Raw genomic sequence first — 20867 nt, 5'->3', positions numbered from 1 at the left:
CCGCTGCCCGCGACGCTAGACGAGCCCTCCGACAGCCCCTCGCTCCGGGCCCGCGCGTGTCCTTGACCTCGACCTCTGTTCAGCGTGGAGCCTCGGCGCATGCGCGAGGTGCTGGTCGAGGAATTCGGTGGGCCCGAGGTGCTGCGGGCCGCGTCCCGGCCCGACCCCGAGCCGGGGGCCGGCGAGGCGGTGGTGGACGTGACGGCCGCGGACGTGATGTTCCTGGACACCCTGCTGCGGTCCGGCTGGGGCGAGGGCTTCTTCCCGGTGCGGCCGCCCTACGTGCCGGGGAGCGGGGTCGCCGGTCGCGCCGACGGCCGCCGCGTCGTCGCCGACACGAAGCAGGACGTGGGCGGCGCGGAGATCCCGGTCGGCGGCTACGCGTCGCGGGCGGTGGTGCCGGTGTCCGAGCTGATCCCGATCCCCGACGCGCTCGACGACCAGCAGGCCGTCGCCCTGCTGCACGACGGGCCGACGCTGCAGTCGCTGCTCGGGGCGGTGGCGGCTCGCCCGGGCGAGCGGGTCCTGGTGGCCGCCGCCGCGGGCGGCGCGGGGGTGCTGCTCGTGCAGGAGCTGGTGCGGCGCGGGGTGCACGTGGTCGCGGCCGCGCGCGGGGCGGCCAAGACGGCGCTGCTGCGGTCGCTCGGGGCGAGCGAGGTCGTCGACTACGGGACGGCGTCGTGGGCCGGGCACGTCGGGCCGGTCGACGCGGTCCTCGACGGGGCGGGCGCGGCGCTGGGCCGGGAGGCGTTCGGCCTGGTGGCCGACGGTGGCCGGTTCGTCTCGTACGGCACCGCGGGCGGCGAGTTCGCGGCACCGGACCCCGCCGAGGCGGCCCGCCGGCGGGTGACGGTGGTCGGCCTGACCGACCTGCCCCGCCTCGACCGGACGCGCCGTCGCGCCCTGGTCGAGCGCACGCTGGCCGAGGCCGCGGAGGGGCGCTACCGGCCGATCATCGGCCAGACGTTCCCGCTCGACCGCGCGGCCGACGCCCACGCCGCCATCGCCGCGCGCGAGACGGTGGGGAAGACGCTGCTGGTGCCCTGACGGGACCGTGTCCTGGGGACACGGGTCGGGCGAGGTCAGCCGGGGAGGGGAGGGAGCGCGAGGGCCACGTGCTCGGCGGCTCGCTGTGCGCCATCGCAACTGGCGGCCCCGGTGTAGTCGCTGATGAATCCTTGCCCGATCGCCGTCCCCACCGTGACGGTGCAGGTCATCGATCCGACGAAGCTCTGCTCACGCGTCGCGGGCAGGCCCGCGACCTGGATCGGCTGGAAGACGGGGTACTGGCGTGTGCGGTAGGTGTCGACGAGCACGTCGCGATCCGGGATGACGATGAGCGTGAGGTAGCCGTCCCCGCCGGTGGTTCTCCAGTCACAACCGCGGTCCCCGGTCTGCAGGACCTTCGGGCGCCCCCGCGTGGACAGGCCCATCGCGACGAGATCTGCGCTGTCGAGCAGTCCTCCGCACGGATCGCCGCCCCGTACGTCCCGGGGGGCCACGACCTCGGGAGCCCCGAAACGGCGGTCTGCGACCGGTGCGCGTGGTGCCGGTGCGGCACAGGCGGTGACCACCGCGAGGGAGAGTGCGAGGACGCACGCCGCGCGGATCACGACGAGATCGACAAGCGCGATCGGCCCTGCTCGTCGCCCTCCTGGTAGGCGCTGAGGCCCGCGCGCAGCGCCTGGATCATGCGGTCCAACTCCGCGATCCCGGCCTCCAGCGCGGCGAGGAACGACGTCGGCCCTCCGGTGGCCGTCATGCCCAGCGCCCGCGCGGCGTCGATGCTCACCTGGTCGGTCGTGGGCGGAGTGATGTGCCCCAGCAGGGTGGCGTCCTGCCGGATGCTCCGCAGTTCCTCGAGCGCCTGCTCCAACTGTCGGATGGCCTGGGGTGCCTGGGTGATGTCGACGTCGAACGCCCCACCACCGACGGCACGGGGCGGGGGCTGGGTCACGGCTCGTCACGCTAGCGACGGACCCCGGCGCTTGGGTCCGGTTCGACAGAGATCGCCCGGCGTTGTCGGGGGTCGGGCGCATCCTCCGTCGCGAGGCGACACGAGGAGGAGCGATGGGCAGGCGCAGGCGCGGTGGGCAGCGGCGGGCAGCGAAGGTCGAGGCGCGGCGGAGGCGGCGGGAGGTCACGACACGACCCCCGCGCCGGGCGCGGCACGAGCGGGCGGGCGTCGCGCCGACCACGCCGCCGCCCGCGCGCACCGGCCCGGCGACGCGGGAGGACATGGCCACGCTCCTCGGCGAGATCGTCGCCGGCCTCGACCTCGAGGACGAGTGGGCGGACGAGTGGGACGACGCCGACGAGGACGACGACCTCGAGGACGACGACGGCCGGTTCGAGGAGCTCGAGGACGAGGTCCGGCTGGCCGTGGCGCGCACGGTCCGGGAGCACGACCTGGAGGTGGCGCGGACGCTGGTGGCCGACGCGGGCCGCGGTACCGACCGGCCGTTCACCGGCGACCGGGTGCTGATCGACCTCGTCGTCGACTCGTGGCTCCGCAAGGCGGGGCGGCGGCGGGCGGACGTCGACCTGCCGCACGCGGCGGTCGCGTGGGTCGCGGAGCACCTCGGCGAGGACGCCCGGGAGGCCGCGACGATCCTCGGCCCGACGGCGCCGGGAGCGTGGATGGCCGACTTCCTCCGCACGCCGGACGACGTGCTCGTCGCCCGCCTCTGGCTGCTGGCCGCCGTCGTGGCGCTGGCGCCCGGCCGCGACGCCGTGCGGATGGACGTGCTGGGCGGCGTGACGCCGTGATCAGCGCTCCGCGTCGTGGACGAGGAGCGCGATCTGCGTGCGGTTGTCGAGGCCGAGCTTGGCCAGCACGTGCGAGACGTGGGCCTTGACGGTCGCGACGCTCATGTAGGCCTCCGCGGCGATCTCGGCGTTGGACCGTCCGCGGGCGACGGCGTCGGCGACGTCCCGCTCGCGTTCGGACAGCGACCGCAGCGCCGACCGCGCCTTCTCGCGCGTGCCCTCCTCGGTGCCGGCACGCTGCATGAGGCGGCGGGTGACGCTCGGCGAGAGCATCGGGTCGCCGGCGGCCACGCGCTGCACGGCCTCCACGATCTGCGCCGGCGGGGTGTCCTTGAGCAGGAAGCCGCTGGCCCCGGCGCGCAGGGCGTGCAGGACGTTCTCGTCGCTGTCGAAGGTCGTGAGCACCACGACCTCGGGCGGCTCCGGACGCTCGCGCAGCCGCCGGGTCGCGGCGAGGCCCCCGACGCGGGGCATGCGCAGGTCCATGAGCACGACGTGCGGGGCGTGGGCGTCGACGAGCGCCGGCACCTCGTCGCCGTCGGCCGCCTCGCCCACCACGCGCAGGCCGTCGGCGCCGTCGAGCATCATCGTCAGGGCCCCGCGCACGAGGGCGTCGTCGTCGACGACGAGCACGCGGATCTCGCCCGGGGGGCTCACGCCGGCCACGGTAGTTCGGCGATCACGTGGAACTGGCCGTCGGGCGTCACCCCGTGCTCCAGCCACCCGCCCACCGACGCCGCTCGCTCCCCGAGCCCGACCAGCCCGGTCCCGCGCCCGTCGGGCACCGCGCGTCGCATCGGCAACGGGTTGCGGACCTCGACGCGCAGCTCCCCGCCGGCGGTCCCGCCGACGGACACGTGCACGGTCTCCCCCGGCGCGTGCTTGCGGGCGTTCGTCAGCCCCTCCTGCACGATCCGGTACGCCGTGCGACCGAGGGTCTCGGGCACGTCGGCGGCGCGGTCGTCGAGCTCGACCGGCGCGCCCGCCTCGACCGACTCGCGCACCAGCGACCGCAGGTCGGCCAGCGTGGGCTGCGGCGGCGCCTGGCCGTCGGCCCCGTTCGCCCCCACCAGGTCGTCGGCCCGCAGCACCCCGATCACCCCGCGCAGCTCCTCCAGCGCCTGGTGCACGCCGGCGCGCACCACGCCCGCCGCCCGCGCGACCTGCTCGGCCGACGCGTCGGGCCGGTACTCCAGGGCCCCGGCCGACGCGGCGACCAGCGAGAGCCGGTGCCCGAGGACGTCGTGCATCTCCCGGGCGATCGTCGCGCGCTCGTGGCGCCGGGCGGCCGCGATCCGTTCGGCCTGCTCCTCCTGGGCGCGCCGCTCCTGCGCGTGCCGGGCCTCGCATCGCGCCCGCACGAGCGCGCCCCAGGCGACGAGCGCGGCGTGCACCGCCACGTCGATCACCAGCAGCCACCCGTACGACAGCCCCGGGATCGGCCGCACGAGGCCCTGGACGGCGTGGGCGGCGGTGCTCGCGGCACCGACCCCGATCGCCGTCGCGAGCGGGCGCTCCGAGGCCACCCTCAGCACGCCGATGGTGGCCGCGGGTGTCGCCGCGGGTGAGAACGCGGCGAGCACCGACATCGCCAGGGCGCCCGGCACCGGCCGGCGGACCAGCACCGGTACCAGCGCGCAGGCGACCAGCGTCGCCACCGCGTCGGTGACGGTGAACGCGAGCGAGGCCCGGGTGTCGGTGCGGCTGACGAGACTGAGTCCGCCGAGCACGGCGACCACGAGCAGGACGGTCGCCGTCGCCCGGCGTCGCTCGCGTTCCTCCTGGTCCACGTGGCGGAGCGTAGGAGCGGGTCACGGCCCGCACATCCGACCGAAGTCGACCCCGCGTCGACGATCAGCCCTGCCGGGCGGCGTTGGCGTGCACGGCGTCGCGCACGTACTGCGCGAGCCCCGTCGCCTGGTCCTCGTAGGTCTTCCGGAACCGCTCGTCGTCGGTGTACATCGTCGAGAGGCACGCGTGCAGGTCGGGCGGGCAGTCGTAGAACCACCGGGTGATGTGCTGGCGGTGCTCCTCGGCGAGCGCGGTCGCCCGCTCGCCGTCGGCGGGCTCGCGAGCCTGCAGGGCCGCGACGAAGCCGGCGTTGATGCCGTCCGCCTCGGCCTTGATGGTCTCCCAGTCGGCCTTCGTGTACCGCGACGTCCGCTGCTGGCTCTGGCGCCACGCCTCGGTGTCGCCCCAGCGTTCCTGCGCCTCCTGCTGGTACTCCTCGGTGAATCCCTCACCGAACAGCTCCCGCTGCTCCTCACGCGTCAGCCTGATGCCGGACACCTCTGCCTCCAGGGCTCGGTCGATGGCCGTGACGAGCTCGGTCAGCTCGTCCAGCCGGGACGTGACCGCGGCGCGCTGCCGGCGCAGGTGCGCGGCGACGTCGGCCCCGGGGTCGTCGAGGAGGACCGCGATCTCCTCGAGCGCGAACCCGAGCCGCCGGTAGACGACGACGTGCTGCAGGCGCACGAGGTCCGCGTCGGTGTAGAGCCGGTAGCCCGACGCGCTGCGGCGGCTCGGGCGCAGGAGCCCGATCTCGTCGTAGTGGTGCAGGGTCCGGACCGTCACCCCGGAACGCTCGGCGACCTGTCCCACCGTCCAGGTGGTCGTCCCCGGTGCCGTCTCGGTCATGGGCACCACCGTGCGGCCTCTCGTCGCGTGAGGGTCAAGAGACTGTGCCACGGACCGGGGGCAGCAGGAGCGTCGAGTCGCCGAACTCGTGCCAGAGGTACCGCCCGTCGAGCACCGCGTCGTAGGCCCGCTCGACGAGCTCGGGCCCCGCGACGGCCTCGAGCAGCGCCAGGTGGCTCGCCTCGGGCTCGTGCAGCCCCGAGATCAGCCCGGTGACCGCGCGGGCGGGACGGTGGGCGCCGAGGACGAGGTCGGTCCACCCGTGTCCCGCGGACACGGTCCCGTCGGGGTCGGCGACGGTCTCGAGCGCCCGCACGACTGTCGTCCCGACCGCGACGACCCGCGACCCGGCGGCCCGCGCGGAGTTGACCAGCCGCGCCGTCGCCGGCGGCACCCGGTAGCGCTCGGGCGTCGGCGGCTCGTGCTTCTCCGGGCTCGACACCCCGCAGTGCAGCACCAGCGGCGCGACGGTGATCCCGCGCGCCATCAGCGCCACCAGCAGGTGCTCCGAGAGCGGCCGCCCGGCGCTCGGCATCTCCGCGCTGCCGGGCTCCGCGGCGTAGACCGTCTGGCGGTCCGCGAGCGGGAAGCGGCCCGTGACGTGCCCGTACGCGATGGGGCGCCCGTAGGTGGCGAGGTAGCCGGCGAGGCCGACCGGCGGCCACGGCCGCGCCCGCCACAGCCGTCGCGGCGCGTGCTCGTCCGGGTAGGGCGCCACGAGCGTCAGCACGACCCCGGGCGGCCCGAGCCGGTCGCCGGCGGCGACGTCGGTCTCCGGGCCGTCGGGACGGCGCGGCTCGACGACCCAGTCGCCGTCGTCGAGCGCGGTCGACACGTGCAGCGTCATCGCCCGCCCGTCGTGGTGGCGGACGTCGAGCGCGGCCGGCAGCGTCGCGGAGGTGTTGACGACGAGCAGGTCGCCCGGGTCGAGCACGGCGGCGAGCTCGCGGAACCGCCGGTGCTCGACGCCCGAGGGACGCGCGACGAGCAGGCGGACACCGTCGCGCGCGAGCCCGCGGTGCTCGGGCGGCTCGTGCGCCTCGGCCCCGGGCGGGAGCACGAAGCGCGTGAACGGCAGGACCGTCACGACGTCACCGGCGCCAGGTCGGCGGCGCGGTAGCGGCCGCTGGGGTGGTCGCCGTCGACGAGCACCCGCAGCGCGGGCACGACCGTCTCGGGCTCGGGCCGGTCGCTGATGTCCTCGCCGGGGAACGCCTCCTGGTGCATGACCGTGCGCATGTCGCCGGGGTCGACGACGAGCACGTGCCACTGCGGGTTCTCCACGGCGAGCACCGACGCCAGGAACTCCAGGGCGGCCTTGGACGTGCCGTAGCCGCCCCAGCCGTCCATCGGTTCGGCGCCGGCGTCGGAGGTGATCGCGAGGATGCGGGCACCCGGGCGCAGCAGCGGGCCCAGGGACTGCACCAGCCCGAGCGGGGCGAGCACGTTGACGCGCAGGACCTGTTCCAGCACGTCGAGGGGGTAGTCGGCGAGCCGCGGCTGCGGGCTGGGGCCGAGCAGGCTCGCGTTGAGGACGAGGAGGTCGAGGCCGCCGAGATCGTCGACGGTCTCGGCCAGCGTGGCGCGGTGCGCTGGGTCGGCGACGTCGCCGGGGACGTCGACGACGTCGGGCAGCCCGGCGACGGCGTCGGCGAGCGCGTCGCCGTGGCGGGCGTCGACGACGACGCGCCAGCCGTCGGCGGAAAGGTCGGCGGCCAGCGCACGGCCGAGACCGCGGGACGCGCCGGTGACGAGGGCGGTGGGTTGCTGTGCCATGTCCCGACGGTGCGACCTCGAGGAAGGTCGAGGTCAAGCACGGATTCCTCGGCGGCGCGAACGCCAGTAGCGTCGCCGGCACGGAGGGCGCGACATGGACATCCAGGGGCTCCGCTACGTCGTCACGCTGGCGGAGGAGCGGCACTTCCGGAAGGCGGCCGAGCGGCACTACATCGCTCCGCAGGCCTTCGGGCGGCACGTCCGCGCCCTGGAGAAGGAGGTCGGCGCGCGGCTGTTCGACCGCACGAGCCGCCGCGTCGACGTCACCCCGGCCGGGGCCCGCCTGGTCGAGCGGGCCCGTGACGTGCTGGCCCGCGTGGACGGCCTGGCCGCGGCCGTGCGGGACGCCCCGCCGCCGGACGACGAGGTGGTCCGCGTCGGCGTCCTCGGCTTCGGGGCCGCCGACCGCTGGCCGGAGCTGCGCGCGCTCGTCGCGGCCCAGCTGCCCGCCACGACGCTCGTGCACGTCGAGCTCGACTGGGACACCCAGTACCAGGCCGTGCGCGACGGGGACGTCGACGTCGCCGTCATCCACGACGTCGGCCCGGTGGACGGCGTCCGGCGCGACCCCCTGTTCACCACCGCGCGGGTCGCCGTCGTCCCGGCCGCCTCGCCGCTCGCCGACGCGGACCGCCTGGGCGAGGACGACGTCGGCGGCCAGGCCTGGGTCGCCGTCCGCGGCCGTCACCCGGGGCTGGGCGCCTGGGCGGGCGTCACGGGTCAGACGTCCCGCCGCAGCCCGGTGGTGCGCACACCGGCCGCGATCCCGGCCGCCGTCGCGACGTCGGGCCTGCTCGGTGTCCACGGCGAGCTCGCCAGCCGCTTCTTCCCCCACCCGCACGTGCGCTACGTGCCGCTGGCGGGGCAGGACGCCCGGGTCTCGGTGGCCACGCGGGCCGACGACTGCTCCGCCACGGCCCTCGCGTTCCGCCAGGCAGCGGAGCTCGTCGGCACGTCAAGAGGGGATCGGAACCGGATCGGGACGTGATCGGGCCGCCGGTCCGCGCCACGGTGGCCCCACGGACCCGACTCCCCGACGACGCGGAGGCCACGATGACCCGCCGGCTCAGCGACCACTTCGGTCACCTCTTCCCGACGACCGCGGTCGGCTCGTACCCGCGACCGAAGTGGAACACCTTCGACCTCGGCGGCGAGGACATCCGCGTCGCGATGCGCCGCGGCGACTTCGCGGAGGCCTACAGCGACGGCGTCCGCGCCATGATCGGCGACCAGATCGACGCCGGGCTCGACCTGCCCACCGACGGCCACCTCTGGTACGACCGCCACGAGGGCTTCATCTCCTCGTTCCTGCTCTACCCCGCCTACCACCTCGACGGCATCACGGTGCAGCCCGCGCCGAACCACCTGTTCGACCTGTTCGGCACCGAGACCGCCGCGCCGTTCGCCGGGACGTGGAGCGAGACGACCGTCGACGGACCGATCGGGCGCGGCACCATGCACCTCGCCGACCTGTGGCGCACGGCGCGCGCCGTCAGCCCCCGCACCGTGAAGTTCTGCAGCGGCATGGGCCCGGCGAACCTGGCCGGCTGGCTGACCGACCGGCACTACCACGACAAGAAGGCCCTGTACCGCGACCTCGCGGCCGCCTACAACGCCGAGTTCAAGGACGCGGTCGCCGCCGGCGTGGAGGTGCTGCAGCTCGACGACGTGGGCTTCACCCTGCACCAGCCCGAGGACTACCCGCTGGTCGTCGAGACGCTCAACCAGGCGCTGGAGGGCGTCGAGGCGCTGACGATCTTCCACATCTGCCACCTGGCCAGCGGCGTCCCGGTCGGCATCACGCCGTACGCGGGGTTCCACGAGCTCGTCGCGAACGAGCTGCAGGTCGACGCCGTCGAGTACGCCTTCGCCGAGACGGGCTTCCCCGACGACGACTTCGACCTGTGGTCGCGCTACCCCAGCGACAAGGGCATCGGCGTGGGCTGCATCGACATCAAGCGCCTCGTCGTCGAGACGCCGGACGCGATCGTGGCCGGGGTCCGCAAGGCGCTCGAGCACGTCTCGCCCGACCGCGTGCACCTGACGTCGGACTGTGGTCTGTTCTCCCTGCCGCGCCCGATGGCCCGCGGGAAGCTCGTCTCGATGGCGGCCGCGGCCGAGCAGTTGCGGGCCGAGTTCAGCTGAGGAGGAGCGTTGCGCTGGAGCACGTACCGGACGGCGGACGGTGACGAGCAGGTCGGTCTCTGGCGGGGCGACGTGCTCCACCCCGTGCGGGGGGCGTCGTCGCTGCTCGAGCTGATCGCGCGCGAGCGGCTGGCGTCGACGGCGGAGCAGGTCGGCGAGGCGGTCGACCCGGACACCGTCACCCTCCTGCCGCCGATCCCCCGCCCGCCGTCGATCCGGGACTTCATGGCGTTCGAGGAGCACGTCGTCACCGCGAGCGCCGCGATCGGGCTGGAGGTCGACCCGCTCTGGTACTCCCAGCCGGTCTTCTACTTCACCAACCCGGCGTCGCTGCGCGGCCCGCACGCCGAGGTCGCGGTGCCCCCGGGCAGTCAGGCGCTGGACTACGAGCTCGAGATCGCCGCGGTGATCGGGCGCGAGGGCCGCGACGTGGCGCCCGCCGACGCGGCCGCGCACATCGCGGGCTACGTGCTGTTCTGCGACTGGAGCGCCCGCGACCTGCAGGGCGCCGAGATGAAGCTCAACCTCGGGCCGGCCAAGGGCAAGGACTTCGCCTCGAGCTGCGGGCCGTGGATGGTCACGCCCGATGAGCTCGTGGCCTCGGCGGCGATGGCGGCCTCGGTCAACGACCGGCCCTACAGCGCGGGGCGTCTCGACGCCCTGTACTGGAGCTTCGCCCAGATGATCGCCTACGCGTCGCGCGGCACCCGGGTCGTGCCGGGCGACCTCATCGGTTCCGGCACGGTCGGCACCGGCTGCATCCTCGAGCTCTCCCGCGTCCACGGCGGCGACGCCTACCCGTGGCTGCGGCCCGGCGACCGCGTGCACCTCGAGGCCGAGGGGCTCGGCGCCATCGACGCCCCGATCGTGCCCGGCACCGACCCGATCCCCCTGAAGGAGGCGTGATGAGCTCCCGCACCGACGACATCACCGTGCCCGCACCCCCGCGCCGCGAGGAGGTCTCCGACGGCATCCACGCCTACGTGCAGCCCGACGGCACGTGGTGGATCAACAACACCGGCTTCGTGGTCGGCCCCCAGGGCGTGCTCGCGATCGACGCCTGCTCCACCGAGCGCCGCACCCGCGCGTTCCTCGACACGATCGCGTCGGTCACGGACCGGCCCGTCCGCACGCTGGTGAACACCCACCACCACGGCGACCACACCTTCGGCAACGCCCTCTTCGGCGGCGCGGCGATCGTCGCCCACGAGCGGGCCCGGGCCGAGACGATCGCGTTCGGGCCGGCCCGGGAGCTGCCCTACTGGCAGAACCCGGAGTGGGGCGACCTGCCCCTCGACCCGCCGTTCGTCACCTTCACCGACCGCGTCGCCGTGCACGCCGGCGACCTGCGCGCCGACGTGGTCCACGTCGGTACCCCGGCGCACACCACGAACGACTCGATCGTCTGGTTCCCCGAGCGCTCGACGCTGTTCTGCGGCGACCTCGTCTTCAACGGCGGCACCCCGTTCCTGCTCATGGGCTCGGTCGCGGGGGCGATCGACGTGCTGGAGAACGTGCTGCTGCCGCTGGGGGCGCAGACGATCGTGCCCGGCCACGGGCCGGTGTTCCACGACCGGGCCCCGCTCGACGCGACCCTGGAGTACCTGCGGTTCGTCCTCGACGTCGCCGGTCGGGGCCGCGACGCCGGCGTCAGCCCCCTCGACGCGGCCCGCGACACCGACCTCGGGCAGTTCCGCGACTGGCCCGACGCCGAGCGGATCGTCGGCAACCTCCACCGCGCCTACGCCGAGCTCGACGGCCTGGAGCGCGGCGGCCAGATCGACGTGTTCGGCGCGCTGGACGACATGGTGACCTACCACGGCGGCCCGCTGACCTGCTTCGCGTGACGACGGCCGAGGCCGATCGACCCTGACCGTGCCCGCCCGGCGGTGCCACCCTGGACCGCGTCGGCAGGGAGGCGCGGCATGACGACGATCGCGGGGGCGCGGGTCTTCGACGGGACCGACGCGCTCGGCGTGGCGGCCGTGACCATCGAGGGCGGGATCGTCACCGACGTCCGACCCGACCGCCGGGACGGGGACGTCGACGGGCGCGGGATGACGCTGCTCCCCGGGCTGGTCGACGCGCACGTCCACCTGCGCGGCGCGGGCAACCTCGGCCAGGACCTGCGCCACGGCGTCACCACCGTGCTCGACATGTTCTCCGCGCCGCCGCAGTCACGGCGATGCTGCGCGGGCGGGCGGCGACGCGCACCGACGAGGCCGACCTGCGCAGCTCCGGGCTCATGGCCGGCGCCGTCGACGGCTGGCCCGCGGTGATCGTGCCGCCGGACCCGTCGGGCTGGCGGATGCCCGGGTTGTCGGGCCCCGAGGACGCCGAGCAGTTCGTCGCCGAGCGCGTCCGCGAGGGGTCGGACTACCTCAAGGTGTTCGTCGAGAACAGCGCCGACGTCGACCGGCCGGTGCTCGGCCCGGAGACGGTGGCCGCCGTGTGCGCGGCGGCCCGCGCCCACGGGCTGCTGACCGTCGCGCACGCCCCGACCCGCTGGGCGTTCCGCACGGCGATCGACGCCGGCGTCGACGTGCTCACCCACGTGCCGCTCGACGGCCCGATCGACGACGACGTCGACCCGGCCGGCCTCGTCGTCTGCCCGACGCTCGCGATGATGCGCGCCCGCGCCGACGTCCGGAGCACCGACGACCTGCTCGCCGACACGCGCCTGCTCGCCGGTCTCGACGCGGAGGTCGTGGCCGCCCTGCGCGCCGGCGACCGCGGCCACCTCCCGGTCAACGACGCGCCCGGGGTGTCGTACGACCACGCCGCCGGCAACGTCGCCCGGCTCGCCGAGGGTGGCGCGGTGGTCCTCGCGGGCACCGACGCCAACGACGTCCCGGGGCACGCCGCGGCGGTGCTGCACGGCGCCTCGATGCACCTGGAGCTCGAGCTGCTGGTGCGGGCGGGCATGACGCCGCGGGACGTGCTGCGGGCCGCGACGTCGGTGCCCACGGACGTCTTCGGCCTGCCCGACCGCGGCCGGATCGCGCCCGGGCAGCGCGCCGACCTGCTGCTCGTCGCCGGCGACCCGCTCGTCGACATCACGGCGACCCGGGACGTCCGCGGCGTCTGGCGCTCGGGGGTCCGGCTCTCGAGCGATCCCTAGCGCTGTCTACGGCCGACGCTAGACACACCGAGAGACCTCGAGGCGGGGAACGCGCATCCGCAGATATCGCCGAGTCTCGCGCGAACGCTAGACGGGTCGAGACGACGCGAGATCGTCCGGTACGAGCAGCGCGGTCCGGGGCAGCAACCAGCCCGCCTCCGGCCCGGCCCGCCACGTCCGCCGCGCCGACGGGCCCTCGTCCTCCACCTGCTCGAGTCCGAGCAGCACCGCGGAGTTCTGCGCGAGGACCACGGCCATGTCGTCCTCGGTGAGCGGCCGGCCGTCGAGGCCCCAGAATCGTCCGAGGACGTCGTACAGGGTCCCGGCCAGGTCGTCCCGGTGCAGCGGACCCTCGGTGAGCAGGCGCGCGACGACGTGGTGGACGACCATGCCGAGGAACGTGTCCACCGAGAACGCGGCGCGGACACGACGCAGGACCTCCCGGGGGTCGGCGGCGGCCTTCGTCGGCGTCAGCACCCGGTTCCGGACGCGGGCGAGCCGCGTGTCGAGCACCAGGTCGTGGAGGGCGGCCAGCGGGTGGAGGTCGTCCTCCCGGTGCGCCGGACGTCCCTCGTCGCCGAGCCGGTGCCACGCCGGGCGCTCGCGCTGCACGTCGCGCACGAACGCCTGCGGGAGACGGCCCCGCGGGGTCAGCGTCACCCCGCCGGCGAGGCGGTCGAGGACGATCCGCAGCCCGCCGGGCACGCGGCCGAGGACCCGGTGGAGCCGGCGCCCGATCCGGTCGGCGTCGAAGGCCCGGAGTGCGCCGGCGTCCAGGGCCTGCTCGTACCCGGGCCCGCCGCCGATGTCGTCCTCGGGCTCGTCGCCCTCGCCGTAGACGAGCCCGGGCTCCGCGGCGCCGGAACCCAGGACCTCGACCTGGTGCGACCACGAGTCGCCGAAGTCGTACAGGTAGTCGAAGGAGGCGGGCAGGACCGCGAGCCGGGTCGTCGCGGCGTCCACGAGCTCCTCGGGGGCGTCGGGGTCGAGCGGCCCGTACCGCGTCTCGCCGGCGCTGAACTCGTAGAGGTGGGAGTCGTCGAAGCCGAACACCGCCTGGAGCGCGAGGTGGACCTCCTCGAGGGTCGACGCCGCCGGGACGTCGACCACCCGCAGGACCGTCGGGTCGACGTCCTCCAGCCGCACCCGGAGCCGTGTGGTGTGCACGGCCCCACCTCACCACGCGTGACGACTGCGGCGGGGCGGGCCTTTCCTGTCCTCAGGACGGGTGATGACGGGCCCCTGCCCGCGTCGTCTGCACGTGCACGGGCGACACTGGGAGCGCGGCAGGGGTCGGGAAGGGACCGCTGGGACTGCCGGAGGGGGAGGACCATGACGTCCACGCAGGAGCTCCGGGTCGCCGCCGAGCTGGCACCGCCCAAGGCGTTCGACGCCGCGTGCCGCATGGTCGTCGACTACCTGGCCCACGTCGTGCCGCTCGACGCCTGGGCCGTGACGCGGGTGGCCGACGGTCACCAGACGATGCTCGTCACGGCCGACTCCGGTTACGGGCTGGCCCCGGGCCTCAGCACCCCGTGGACCGCCTCGATGTGCCAGTACATGGTCGCCGGGTCGGCGCCGCGCATCGTGCCGGACACCCGCCGGGTGCCCGACCTCGAGCGGATCGCGACCGAGGCCGCATCGCAGGGCATGCAGGTCGGCACCTACGTCGGGACACCCATCGTCACCGGTGACGGCCGGCTGTTCGGCACGGTCGTCGGGATGAACCGCGAGCCGGTCGACCCGGGCCTCGTCGCCCAGGAACCCCTGCTCGACCTGCTGTCGAGCCTCCTGTCGTCGGTGCTCGAGGCCGACACCGCGGCCGTCGACTCCGCCCGCGCGCTCGAGCGGGCCGTCAGCGACGCGGAGAGCGACGCGCTCACCGGCCTGCTCAACCGCCGCGGCTGGGAGCGCTGGCTCGACCGCGAGGACGACCGCTTCCGCCGCTTCGGCGACCCCGCCTCGGTGGTGATGCTCGACCTCGACGGGCTCAAGGAGGTCAACGACACCGACGGCCACGACGCCGGAGACCGCCACCTGCGGCACTGCGCCGCGGTGCTGCGCTCGACGATCCGCAGCACCGACCCGCTGGCCCGCCTCGGCGGCGACGAGTTCGCCCTGGTCGCGCAGGTCGGCGTCGAGGACGCCCAGAACCTCGTGGAGCGCCTGCGCGAGGCGCTGGACTCGGCCGGGGTGCCCTGCTCGATCGGCTCCGCGCCGTTCACGGTCGCGGGCGGCTTCCCGGGCGCCTGCGCGGAGGCCGACGCGCTGATGTACGCCGACAAGCGCGCCCGCCGGGCCGGCCGCTCCGCCCCCTCCCCGCGGCCACACCCGCCGAGCCTGCCGACGGCGTGACCCGTCAGCCCGTGAGCTGGGCCGTCGCGGTCGCCGCGGCGTGGCGGATGTGCCGGACGCACGCGTCGGCGGCGGCGTCGGCGTCCCGGGCCTCGACGGCGTCGACGACGGCGCGCAGCTCCTCCGCCGCCTCGGCCGGCCGGCCGGGGACCGAGAGCGACGTCGCCCGCAGCAGCCGCACCCGCGCCTGCAGCCCGGCCAGGGTCTGCTGCAGCGGGCCGCTGGCCGAGCCCGCCATGAGCACCTCGTAGAAGCGGTCCTTGGCGCCGAGGTGGTCGCCCTCGCCGGCGGCGCTGCGGGCGATCTCGTCGACGGCCCGGCGCAGCGCCCGGACCTCGTCGTCCCCCGCCCGCTGCACGAACCGGCGCACGGCCAGCGCCTCGAGCGAGGCCCGCATCTCGTAGATGTCCGCGGCGTCCGACGCCGACAGCGACGTCACCTCGGCGCCCCGCTGCGGCACGACGGTGACCAGCCCCTCGGCGGCGAGCTGGCGGATCACCTCGCGCACGGTCGCCCGCGAGACACCGAGGTTCTCGGTGAGCTCGCGCTCGATGAGCCGCTCGCCGGGCTTGAGGCGCAGGTCGAGGATCGCGGACCGGACCCGGTCGGTCACCTGCTCGCGCAGCGGCGCGGCGACGCGGGGCAGCGGCTCGGACCCCCACACCGACGACGTCACACGTCGATCGTGCCATCCCGCGCCGCGAGCTCGGCCAGGATCGGCGCCCCTGTCATCGCGGCGTGGATGCCGACCAGGCTCGCGATCTCGAACATCTCGAGGATCTCCGCGACCGACGCGCCGTGCCCGAGCGCGTTGCGCAGGTGCAGCTTGAGCCCCGGCACGTAGAGGTGGGTCGCCGAGGCGTCGAAGGCGCAGTAGACGAGCTCCTTGACCTTCGGCTCGAGCGTCCCGGTGTGCCAGGGCACCGAGGAGAACGCGACGTAGGCCTCGAACAGGTCGGGGTCCAGCTCGAGGATCTCGTCCCAGAAGGAGTGCCAGTAGCCGCGGGTGGCCGTGAACTCGGCCTTCAGGCGCTCCTGGCGCTCGTCGAGCGGGGCCGGCCCGTCGCGCAGGCCTTCCTCGGTGAGCACCTCGACCAGCAGCGGCACGCCGATGTTGGCCGCGTGGATGCCCAGCGTGCTCGTCAGCTCGAGGACCTCCATGACCTCCTGCGGCGTCGCCCCGGCCGCCAGCGCGGCCGCGACGTGCTGCCGCACGCCGGGGGTGTGGAGGTGCGTCGCGGCGGCGTCGACGGCGACGTGGAGCAGCTCGCGGACCTTCGGCTCCAGCGCCCCGTGCCGGACGGGCACCGCGGCGAGGTCGGCGTAGGCGCGCACGAACGCCGGGTCGAGCTCGAGCATCCGCTCCCACGGCTCGCCCCACGTCCCGCCGGCGCGGACGAACGCGTCCTTGACGGCCTGCTGCTCGTCGGTGAGCGTCACGACGACTCCTCCCGCAACCAGCGCGCGATCTCGGTGTGGTCGGCCGCCGGCCCGAGGGCCGCCAGCGCCTCGTCCCACAGCGCGACGGTCGCCGCCGAGTGCCGGGTCGGGACGGACGTGCTGGCGGCGAGGTCGAGGGCGATGTGGATGTCCTTGACCATGAGCCCCAGCCCGAAGCCGGCGCCGTACGTGCCGGGCAGGATGTGGTTCGGCCACTTGTTCTCGGTCGACCCGCTGCGCCCCGACGAGCCGTTGACCACCTCGAGCATCACCGCCGGGTCGAGCCCGAACTCCTCGCCCACGAGCACGGCCTCCGAGCTGGCGACGAGGTGCGCGGCCGACATGAGGTTGTTCAGCGCCTTGAGCGCGTGCCCCGCACCGACCGGCCCGACGTGCCGGGGCCGGCCCATCGTCGCGAGCACGGGTCCCAGGTCGGCGACGACGTCGTCCGGGCCGCCCACCATCACCGCCAGCGTCCCGGCCCGTGCCCCGGAGACGCCGCCGGAGACGGGGGCGTCGACCAGCACGCGTCCGTTCTCGGCCAGCTGTGCGGCCAGCGCGCGGGTCCTCAGCGGCTCCGACGAGCTCATGTCGACGACGACCCGCGCGGCCTCCAGCTCGGCCACCACCGCCTCCACGGCATCCGAGTTCGGCAGGCACAGCAGCACCGCGTCGGCGCCGGTCGCGGTGTCCGCGGCGGTGTCGACGACGGTCGCGCCCGGCACGGCCGCGGCGAACGCCGCCCGCGCCTCCGGCGACGCGTCGTAGGCCCGCACCGCGATCCCGGCGTCGACCAGGCGCGACACCATCGGCGTGCCCATGTGCCCGAGCCCGACGAACCCCACGGTGGTCACAGCGCGCCCTCCTCGGCGAGGACCTTCTCGGCCACCCGGAACGCCTCCAGGCCCGCCGGCGCGCCGCAGTAGACGGTCGCCTGCAGCAGGGCCTCCTGGATCTCCTCGGTGGTGGCGCCGTTGGTCACCGCGCCGCGCACGTGGACGGCGAGCTCGTGCGAGCGACCGAGCGCCGTGAGCATGACGAGGTTGAGCAGGCTGCGGGTGCGGCGGTCGAGGCCCGGCCGGTCCCAGACGTCGCCCCAGCACGCGCGCGTCACCCACTCCTGGACCGGGCGCGAGAAGTCGCTGACCTGCGCCATCGAGCGCTCGACGTGGGCCTCGCCGACCACTTCCTTGCGCACGGCCAGCCCGCGCTCGAAGCGGGGGTCGCTCCCGTTCGACCCGCTCATCGCGCCGCCTGCCCGTACTCGTCCTCGGACACCTCGTCCAGCCAGGTCGTCGTGCCCAGCGACGTCGCGAGGTGGGTCATGATCGAGTTCGGTCCGGCGCCGTGCCAGTGCTGCTCGCCCGGCGGCACCCACACGACGTCGCCGACGGTCAGCGGCTGCGGCGTCTCGCCGTGGGTGCACACCCAGCCGGTGCCGGCGGTGACGATGAGGATCTGGCCGCGCTCGTGGTGGTGCCAGTACGTGCGCGCACCGGGGGTGAACGTCACCGAGTTGATCGTGGTGCCGTCGGTGGTCGGCAGCACCGGGTCACCCCAGACGGTGCCGGTGAACGTGGCGCCGCGCGCCTCGGTGACCGCGCCCTCGGCGCGCCCGTGGACGATCTTCACGAGACCTCCTGCTGCTGGATCCGGACCCCGCCGGCGAGGTCGCCGAGGGCGTCCACGACGCGGTTGGAGATGACGTCGCCGTAGCCGAGGTGGGCGGCGAGGCCGAAGGACGCGATCGGCCCGGCGGCGTTGAGGGACGGCACGCCGAGGCGGCCGAGCAGCTCGGTGTAGAGGGTCACGTCCTTGGTCATCAGGCGGCTGGTCAGGCCGCCCTCGAGGTAGTCGCCCTCGACGATGCGCGGGAAGCGGTTGCTCGAGGCGAACGACTGCCCGCTGCCGCCGTTGATCGCCGCGAGCAGCGTGCGCAGGTCCAGCCCGGCCCGCTGTCCGGCCACCATCACCTCGGCGGTGGCCGCGAGCGTCACGGCGTTGAGGAAGTTGTTGAGCAGCTTCGCGGTGTGCCCGGCCCCGACCGGGCCGAGGTGGTGGACGGTCGCCGCGATCGGCTCGAGGACGGGCCGGATCGCGTCGACGGCGGCCGCGTCGCCGCCCGCCATGATCGTGAGCGTGCCCTTCTCGGCCGCCGCGGCGCCGCCGGAGATGCCGGCGTCGAGGTAGGTGACGTCGTGCGCCGCCGCCTCCGCGGCCAGGGCGACGGTGGACGCGGGCGAGGCCGTCGACAGGTCGACGACGGTCGTCCCGGCCCGCGCGGCCGGGAGCAGCTCCCGGACCACCGGCTCGACCACCGTCGAGTCCGGCAGCGAGAGCAGCACCGTCGTGGCGCGCCCGGCCACCTCCGCCGGACCGCCCACCGCGTCGACACCGGTCACCGTCGCCACCGGGTCGTACCCGACCACCGGGATCCCCGCGTCGACCAGCCGGCGGGCCATCCGCCCGCCCATGTTGCCCAGCCCGATCATGCCGATCATCGCTGCTCCCCGACGTCGATGCGGATCACCAGGTCGTCGATCCCGGTGCCCGCCGCGCGCCCGGGGAAGCGCCGGCGCACGTCGACGTCGTGGCCGGCGACCAGCACGCGACCGGGACGCGCAGTGAGGTCGCGCAGCGTGTCGAAGCCCGCGTACATGGCCTCGAGGTCGGCCACCACGAAGAACGGGCGGTCCTGCGTGAGCTCGTCGTAGAAGTGCAGGGCGTCGGCGGCGAGCACGACCTCCCCGCCCTCGACGGCGACCCGGCCGATGAGCTGGCCCGGGGTGTGCCCGCCCACCTCGACCAGCGCGAACCCGTCGCCGAGCTCGCAGTAGCCGGTGAACGTCGTGACCCGGCCCTGCGCGTGCGCGTCGGCCAGCGCGGCGATCTCGCCGGCCTCGGTGGAGTGCGCGAACTGGACGCGCCCGGCGTGCGGGCCGGTCCAGAACGCGAGCTCGCGGGCCGTCAGCACGATCTCGGCCGACGGGAAGTGCGCGAGGTTGCCGATGTGGTCGTAGTGCGCGTGGCTGACCACCAGGCGGTCGACCGTCGCGGGCTCGATGTCGAGCGCCCGCAGCGCGTCGACCGGGTCGACCAGCAGCTCGCGCCCCCGCCGGCGTCCGACCTCGGGGTCGAAGCCGCAGTCGACGACCGTCGTGCGCCCGCCGCCGCGGACGATCCAGAAGAAGTAGTCCATCCGGAACGCCTCGTCGGGCTCGCCGTAGACGTGCCAGTTCAGGTACGCCTCGCCGCGGGTCGTGACGCGCGTGCCGTACCGGACGGCCAGCACCTCGTTCATCGGAGACCTCGCAACACCGGGAGCAGGTACTCGAGCAGGCCGTCGGGGTCCTCGGCCATCGGGAAGTGGCCGCGGCCGTCCATGACGACGAGCTCGCCCCCGAGCTGCTCGGCGGCGCGGCGGCTCATCTCGGTGGTCGCGGAGTAGTCGTACTCGCCGCTGAACACGTAGAGCGGGCACGTCGCGCGGCCCAGGCCGGCGGCGATCGGCGGGAAGTCGACCGAGTAGAACGCGGTGTCGCCCTGGTAGACGCCCGGGCCGTTGCTGGCGTAGCCCCACAGCGTCTGCGCGCGCGGGCCTTCGGGGCTGGACGGGGCGATCAGCCCGCCGACCCAGCTGGCCAGGAAGGCGGAGTGGTCGACGTCGGCGCGGTGGGTCCACTCGACGAACCGCCCCGGGCTGCCCAGGCCGCCCTCCAGCGCGCAGACCCCGCGGAAGCGCTCGCCGTGCTCGGCGGCGAGGTAGAGCGCGATCGCCCCGCCCATCGAGCACCCGAGCAGCACCGGCTGGTCGAGCGCCAGGGCGTCGGCGACCGCGAGCACCGTCGCGGCGTAGGTGGCGGTGTCGAGGCGGTAGGTGCGGCGCTGCCAGTCGTCGGGCGGGTCGGAGCGGCCGTGCCAGGGCATGTCGAAGGCGACGACCCGGTGGTGGTCGGTGACCCGCGGGTCCTCGAGCAGGCCGCGGAACTGCCGCGAGTCCGCCCCGGCGGTGTGCAGGCAGAGCAGCGGCGGGCCGTCGCCCGCGGTCTCGACGAAGATCCGCCGGCCGTCGTCGAGGTGCAGGTAGCGCCCCACGCTCGGCCCGAACCCGGGTGGGGCGGGCGCGGGGTCGGGGCGGCGCCGGCGCTCCCCGCCGCGGAGGGCCTCGAGGAACCGGTCGATGGCCGGGGCCGCCCGCGCCCACACCTCGCGCCGGCCGGTGATCCGCTCGCTGCCACGGGTGGCGACGAGCGCCTGCGCCGACGTCGCTCCCCGCGGCGGCGGGTCGGCGCAGAAGTCGGCCCACTCCTCGTCGGAGACCGCGAACCCGACGTCCCAGGTGGCGTTGATCCCCGGCGGGCCCTCGCGGCGGACCGACCCGTCGACCACGCGGACCAGGTGGCGTTCCGCCCCGATCTCCAGCAGCACGCTCCAGTCCGGACCGGGCGGGAGCCCGGCGAGCAGGTCGTCGGTCAGCGGCTCGAGGTCCAGGGTCGAGCTCCGCTCCGCTGCGTCTCCCGCAAGTTCCAGGCCCATCGCGCCTCCTCGTCGAGACCCCGGGTGGTTGACGTCCGGCTGTGGCCGACCCTACGTTGCCGATTGTCTGACAGCCAGACATGAGGAG

At 75.1% G+C, this 20867-nt stretch carries 25 protein-coding genes; 9 read left to right on the top strand and 16 right to left on the bottom strand.

The features are described 5' to 3' along the window. The first annotated feature begins 99 nt into the window (after positions 1–99). A complete protein-coding gene (locus ABD994_RS08650) occupies positions 100–1047 on the top strand; it encodes a zinc-binding dehydrogenase (RefSeq protein ID WP_345413005.1) in 948 nt (315 codons plus the stop codon). A 35-nt stretch (positions 1048–1082) separates the two neighbouring features. Here ABD994_RS08650 and ABD994_RS08645 read toward each other — a convergent pair whose 3' ends face one another. Both ABD994_RS08645 and ABD994_RS08640 read right to left on the bottom strand, forming a co-directional pair. Continuing rightward, positions 1083–1613, bottom strand: a complete 531-nt coding sequence (locus ABD994_RS08645) for a DUF3558 family protein (protein ID WP_345413003.1) — start codon at positions 1611–1613, stop codon at positions 1083–1085. Next, on the bottom strand, positions 1610–1957 hold the full coding sequence (locus ABD994_RS08640) for a PE domain-containing protein (protein WP_345413000.1): 348 nt from the start codon (positions 1955–1957) through the stop codon (positions 1610–1612). The genes ABD994_RS08645 and ABD994_RS08640 overlap by 4 nt, the downstream gene beginning before the upstream one ends. A 113-nt stretch (positions 1958–2070) precedes the next feature. On the opposite strand from ABD994_RS08640, the gene ABD994_RS08635 reads away from it, so the two are divergent. After that, positions 2071–2769 carry a hypothetical protein gene (locus ABD994_RS08635; RefSeq protein WP_345412998.1) on the top strand — a complete coding sequence of 233 codons (699 nt, stop codon included), beginning with the start codon at positions 2071–2073 and terminating at the stop codon, positions 2767–2769. Here the strand turns inward: ABD994_RS08635 and ABD994_RS08630 are convergent, their stop codons facing one another. The 5 genes from ABD994_RS08630 to ABD994_RS08610 form a co-directional block, all read right to left on the bottom strand. Beyond that, the gene (locus tag ABD994_RS08630; protein ID WP_345412996.1) at positions 2770–3435 is read right to left on the bottom strand and encodes a response regulator; all 666 of its coding nucleotides are present in this window, start codon (positions 3433–3435) and stop codon (positions 2770–2772) included. Further along, a complete protein-coding gene (locus ABD994_RS08625) occupies positions 3423–4559 on the bottom strand; it encodes a sensor histidine kinase (protein WP_345412994.1) in 1137 nt (378 codons plus the stop codon). The genes ABD994_RS08630 and ABD994_RS08625 overlap by 13 nt, the downstream gene beginning before the upstream one ends. A 64-nt stretch (positions 4560–4623) precedes the next feature. Continuing rightward, the gene (locus ABD994_RS08620) at positions 4624–5406 is read right to left on the bottom strand and encodes a MerR family transcriptional regulator (RefSeq protein WP_345412992.1); all 783 of its coding nucleotides are present in this window, start codon (positions 5404–5406) and stop codon (positions 4624–4626) included. Positions 5407–5440: 34 nt separating this feature from the next. Beyond that, positions 5441–6493 (bottom strand): S-adenosylmethionine:tRNA ribosyltransferase-isomerase, encoded by a 1053-nt coding sequence (locus ABD994_RS08615; RefSeq protein WP_345412989.1) that lies wholly within the window; start codon positions 6491–6493, stop codon positions 5441–5443. Then, the gene (locus ABD994_RS08610; RefSeq protein WP_345412987.1) at positions 6490–7182 is read right to left on the bottom strand and encodes an SDR family NAD(P)-dependent oxidoreductase; all 693 of its coding nucleotides are present in this window, start codon (positions 7180–7182) and stop codon (positions 6490–6492) included. The genes ABD994_RS08615 and ABD994_RS08610 overlap by 4 nt, the downstream gene beginning before the upstream one ends. Positions 7183–7276: 94 nt before the next feature. Between ABD994_RS08610 and ABD994_RS08605 the strand changes: the two genes are divergently transcribed. The 6 genes from ABD994_RS08605 (at position 7277) to ABD994_RS08580 (ending at position 12448) form a co-directional block, all read left to right on the top strand. Continuing rightward, positions 7277–8170 (top strand): LysR family transcriptional regulator, encoded by an 894-nt coding sequence (locus tag ABD994_RS08605; RefSeq protein WP_345412985.1) that lies wholly within the window; start codon positions 7277–7279, stop codon positions 8168–8170. A gap of 65 nt (positions 8171–8235) precedes the next feature. After that, positions 8236–9327 carry a hypothetical protein gene (locus ABD994_RS08600; RefSeq protein WP_345412983.1) on the top strand — a complete coding sequence of 364 codons (1092 nt, stop codon included), beginning with the start codon at positions 8236–8238 and terminating at the stop codon, positions 9325–9327. A gap of 9 nt (positions 9328–9336) precedes the next feature. Then, positions 9337–10233: a fumarylacetoacetate hydrolase family protein gene (locus tag ABD994_RS08595; protein ID WP_345412981.1), complete on the top strand. Its 897-nt coding sequence runs from the start codon at positions 9337–9339 to the stop codon at positions 10231–10233. Then, complete coding sequence (locus ABD994_RS08590) at positions 10233–11174, top strand: MBL fold metallo-hydrolase (RefSeq protein ID WP_345412979.1); 942 nt, start codon at positions 10233–10235, stop codon at positions 11172–11174. The genes ABD994_RS08595 and ABD994_RS08590 overlap by 1 nt, the downstream gene beginning before the upstream one ends. 78 nt (positions 11175–11252) lie before the next feature. Next, positions 11253–11606 (top strand): hypothetical protein, encoded by a 354-nt coding sequence (locus ABD994_RS08585; protein WP_345412977.1) that lies wholly within the window; start codon positions 11253–11255, stop codon positions 11604–11606. Then, positions 11513–12448 carry an amidohydrolase family protein gene (locus ABD994_RS08580; RefSeq protein WP_345412975.1) on the top strand — a complete coding sequence of 312 codons (936 nt, stop codon included), beginning with the start codon at positions 11513–11515 and terminating at the stop codon, positions 12446–12448. The genes ABD994_RS08585 and ABD994_RS08580 overlap by 94 nt, the downstream gene beginning before the upstream one ends. 87 nt (positions 12449–12535) lie before the next feature. Here ABD994_RS08580 and ABD994_RS08575 read toward each other — a convergent pair whose 3' ends face one another. Beyond that, the gene (locus ABD994_RS08575) at positions 12536–13615 is read right to left on the bottom strand and encodes a plasmid pRiA4b ORF-3 family protein (RefSeq protein WP_345412973.1); all 1080 of its coding nucleotides are present in this window, start codon (positions 13613–13615) and stop codon (positions 12536–12538) included. A 165-nt stretch (positions 13616–13780) separates the two neighbouring features. On the opposite strand from ABD994_RS08575, the gene ABD994_RS08570 reads away from it, so the two are divergent. Next, positions 13781–14803 carry a sensor domain-containing diguanylate cyclase gene (locus ABD994_RS08570; protein WP_345412971.1) on the top strand — a complete coding sequence of 341 codons (1023 nt, stop codon included), beginning with the start codon at positions 13781–13783 and terminating at the stop codon, positions 14801–14803. A gap of 4 nt (positions 14804–14807) precedes the next feature. On the opposite strand, the gene ABD994_RS08565 is transcribed toward ABD994_RS08570, so the two are convergent. Genes ABD994_RS08565 through ABD994_RS08530 form a run of 8 tightly spaced genes read right to left on the bottom strand, consistent with a single transcriptional unit; the run spans position 14808 to position 20779 of the window. Then, complete coding sequence (locus ABD994_RS08565) at positions 14808–15479, bottom strand: GntR family transcriptional regulator (RefSeq protein ID WP_345412969.1); 672 nt, start codon at positions 15477–15479, stop codon at positions 14808–14810. Next, positions 15476–16243: a carboxymuconolactone decarboxylase family protein gene (locus ABD994_RS08560; RefSeq protein WP_345412967.1), complete on the bottom strand. Its 768-nt coding sequence runs from the start codon at positions 16241–16243 to the stop codon at positions 15476–15478. Before ABD994_RS08560 ends, ABD994_RS08565 begins: the two co-directional genes overlap by 4 nt. Then, positions 16240–17097: an NAD(P)-dependent oxidoreductase gene (locus tag ABD994_RS08555; RefSeq protein WP_345412964.1), complete on the bottom strand. Its 858-nt coding sequence runs from the start codon at positions 17095–17097 to the stop codon at positions 16240–16242. The genes ABD994_RS08560 and ABD994_RS08555 overlap by 4 nt, the downstream gene beginning before the upstream one ends. Beyond that, positions 17094–17489: a carboxymuconolactone decarboxylase family protein gene (locus tag ABD994_RS08550; protein ID WP_345412960.1), complete on the bottom strand. Its 396-nt coding sequence runs from the start codon at positions 17487–17489 to the stop codon at positions 17094–17096. Before ABD994_RS08550 ends, ABD994_RS08555 begins: the two co-directional genes overlap by 4 nt. After that, positions 17486–17875, bottom strand: a complete 390-nt coding sequence (locus ABD994_RS08545) for a cupin domain-containing protein (protein WP_345412956.1) — start codon at positions 17873–17875, stop codon at positions 17486–17488. Before ABD994_RS08545 ends, ABD994_RS08550 begins: the two co-directional genes overlap by 4 nt. Continuing rightward, a complete protein-coding gene (locus tag ABD994_RS08540) occupies positions 17872–18744 on the bottom strand; it encodes an NAD(P)-dependent oxidoreductase (RefSeq protein WP_345412953.1) in 873 nt (290 codons plus the stop codon). Before ABD994_RS08540 ends, ABD994_RS08545 begins: the two co-directional genes overlap by 4 nt. Beyond that, the gene (locus ABD994_RS08535; RefSeq protein WP_345412949.1) at positions 18741–19544 is read right to left on the bottom strand and encodes an N-acyl homoserine lactonase family protein; all 804 of its coding nucleotides are present in this window, start codon (positions 19542–19544) and stop codon (positions 18741–18743) included. The genes ABD994_RS08540 and ABD994_RS08535 overlap by 4 nt, the downstream gene beginning before the upstream one ends. After that, positions 19541–20779: an alpha/beta fold hydrolase gene (locus ABD994_RS08530; RefSeq protein WP_345412945.1), complete on the bottom strand. Its 1239-nt coding sequence runs from the start codon at positions 20777–20779 to the stop codon at positions 19541–19543. Before ABD994_RS08530 ends, ABD994_RS08535 begins: the two co-directional genes overlap by 4 nt. Between the last annotated feature and the right edge of the window lie 88 nt (positions 20780–20867).

It is taken from the genome of Actinomycetospora chlora, from assembly GCF_039542135.1.
Classification (GTDB): domain Bacteria; phylum Actinomycetota; class Actinomycetes; order Mycobacteriales; family Pseudonocardiaceae; genus Actinomycetospora; species Actinomycetospora chlora.
This window is presented reverse-complemented; position numbering and strand designations above follow the sequence as displayed.